This window comes from Stieleria sp. (assembly GCF_041595215.1).
Classification (GTDB): domain Bacteria; phylum Planctomycetota; class Planctomycetia; order Pirellulales; family Pirellulaceae; genus Stieleria; species Stieleria magnilauensis.
The window spans coordinates 1-2,486 of the sequence record NZ_JBFHKV010001178.1 but is presented as its reverse complement, the minus strand read 5'-3'; the positions used below and the strand labels follow the sequence as shown (position 1 = coordinate 2,486).

Below are 2,486 nucleotides of genomic sequence, written 5' to 3'. Positions count from 1 at the left end.
GCCTGCGAGAATCGCCACCGTCAGATTGCCGGTGTCGAAATCAGCCGAATCGACGTCGTCGACCGTCACATTACCACCTTGCTCGATGACCGTCGCCGAATCGCCCTCGCTATAATTCAACGTGTCCCCATTGAGATTGTAAATGGTCGGGGAAGCGTTGCCGGCGGGCGCGTATTCATAGGCTCCAATGTCGGGTGTTGCATCACGCGCTATGCCGCGTTGGTCCGTTGTGGGCGCACCTGTCAATCCCGCAGGATCAATCGCGGCGCTTCCAACGAGCAACGCGTGTGTCTCGGTGACTCCCCCGTTGTCGGTGAGTGCACCCAACATTGGATCGCTGACCGTATCGTCGGAACCGACTTCCACAATCGCAGCCGCACTGGCGATGTTGTACCCAGACGATGTCAATTCCGCATCGGCATCTGGCCCAATCGCTGCGGTGTTGCCGTAGAGGATGCTGTTTTTCAGTGTGACGTCACCGGCGCCACCATTGATATGAACTCCGCCCCCCGTTCCGTCTACGGGTGTGGTGACCTGATTGTTTGTGATCGTAACGTTGGTGGCGTTGACGTTCCGGCCCGTCCAGATGCCACCGCCCGCATTGATCGCCGTATTGGTGCTAATGGTGACGTTGGTCAGGGTCATCACGGCCGTACCGCCGCCATTGTGAATACCTGCCCCGGCCGTCGCCGAGTTACCGCTGAACGTGACATTGGTCAGGGTCGCCGTCCCATTGTTTCGAAGACCGCCGCCAGCATTTCCCGCACTATTGCCGGTGACGGCCACGTCGGTCAGATACATGGTGCCACTGTTGTCAATGCCGCTGCCGCTGTTTCCAGTGTTGTTTTTGATGACGGATGTGTTGGCAGTGAATGTGCCGTCGTTCTGGATCGCGCCACCATTGTTGCCGTCGTTGTTTTCGAACACGACATTTGCGACCGTCAAGTCAGCTCCGGCACCAATGTAGACGCCGCCCCCACCACTACCACCGCCCTGACCGCCCTTGATGGTTAGGTCCGTGAGGTTGACGACGGCTCCGCCCCACACCTGAAACAAACGGTCGGGCGATGCTGCCATCCCGCTGCCATCAATGATCGTCGTGGCAGCCGAATCACCATAGATGTTGACACTTCCCAAAACATCCAGATCACCGGTCGCGGCCAGATCTTCATCAGCGCCCAGAATCGACAGTGTGTGCGTCCCTGCGCCGAGAAAGATGTCATCCGTTCCCGCCGTGTTGTTGGCCGCGATGATGGCTTCTCGCAACGAGATAAATCCGTCTGCGCCTTTGTTGCTGAGTAACGCGTCGATCGACGACGTATCACCGTCTAAAGTGTCACTGGTCGTATTGACGGTAACTGAATTCACCGGGGACGGGGCCGCCTTGATCGACACTGCACCCGCAGCCCACGTATTGGACGACGCATACGTCCACGATGTCACCACCGACGCCGCACCGTTCTCCGTTGTCCCTGAACCGTTCGCTCGGGAAGAAAACAGATCCCAATGCTCGGTTTGCCCCGCTCCGGCCGTAAAGTCCCAGTCACTGGTATCGCCCACGCCCACGACGCCGAACACCAGATCGTCATCGGTCGACGACACGGTCACCGAGGGCGTGCCGGATGTTCCCTGATCGCCGACAAACGCTCCCACCGGAGTGGTTTGATCGACGTCGGTGAATGTCATCACGCCGATCGTGGCTCCGTCGTGACTGGTCCCCGAAAAGTTCACCACAAGGTTGTGAGTGCCTACGTCCGGCGCAACCAGCGACCAGATCTCCACGCGCGACTTCAACGGATCGGCGTGGTCCTGCACTCCAACCAAACTTAGACTGACGCCGTTGTAGGTCACCGAACTGACGCTATCGCCGTTGTCCTCACCAAACGAAATGCCAACCATGATCAGACGGTCCGTCCCGGCGGTCGCGTGCGCAAACGACGTGCCGGCAGCTCCAGTCCCGACGGTGGCCGTTGTGGTGTTGCCAACCGTCACGTTCAGCAGATGCCCCCAGTTCTGTTGCACGTCGAGGCTGAACGCCAAGCTGGTCTCGATGGACCCGGTCGAGTATTCCAGTTCCCAATCGCCGCCCAGGATCGCGTGTCCCGTGTCGTCATCGCTCGCCGCGACGTTCGAGCCGGTCAACGTTGCCAAGGCGTCCGACAATGCTCGACCGTCTTCTGTCGCCGCTAAGCCACAGCCGTAAATCAGCATGTCGGCCCCGTCCCGCAGCGAATCGTTCCAACTGGCGATGGATCCGGCGTGGGCATCCAAGTTGTCAATCGAAAGCCAAGTGTTGCCCAGCTGGAACTGGCCTTGGGTGCCGTGCGAGACGAAGTGAACGGCGTCCACGTCCGTGTAGCCGGAGAGGATCTCGCCGACTTGTTCGACCCCATCCCTCAATCCGTCGAGCAAATAGATTTCCAAGTCCGCGTTTCCGCGATCGGATCGCAAGTCGTCGAGCAGTTGTTGGTAATCCTCGATTCCCG

At 59.4% G+C, this 2,486-nt stretch carries 1 protein-coding gene; it reads right to left on the bottom strand.

Translation table 11 applies throughout. From position 1 onward, the window contains the following. Nucleotides 1-2,486 (bottom strand): DUF4347 domain-containing protein (locus tag ABX749_RS29410; RefSeq protein ID WP_372899178.1); only part of this gene is annotated, 2,486 nt, incomplete at both ends.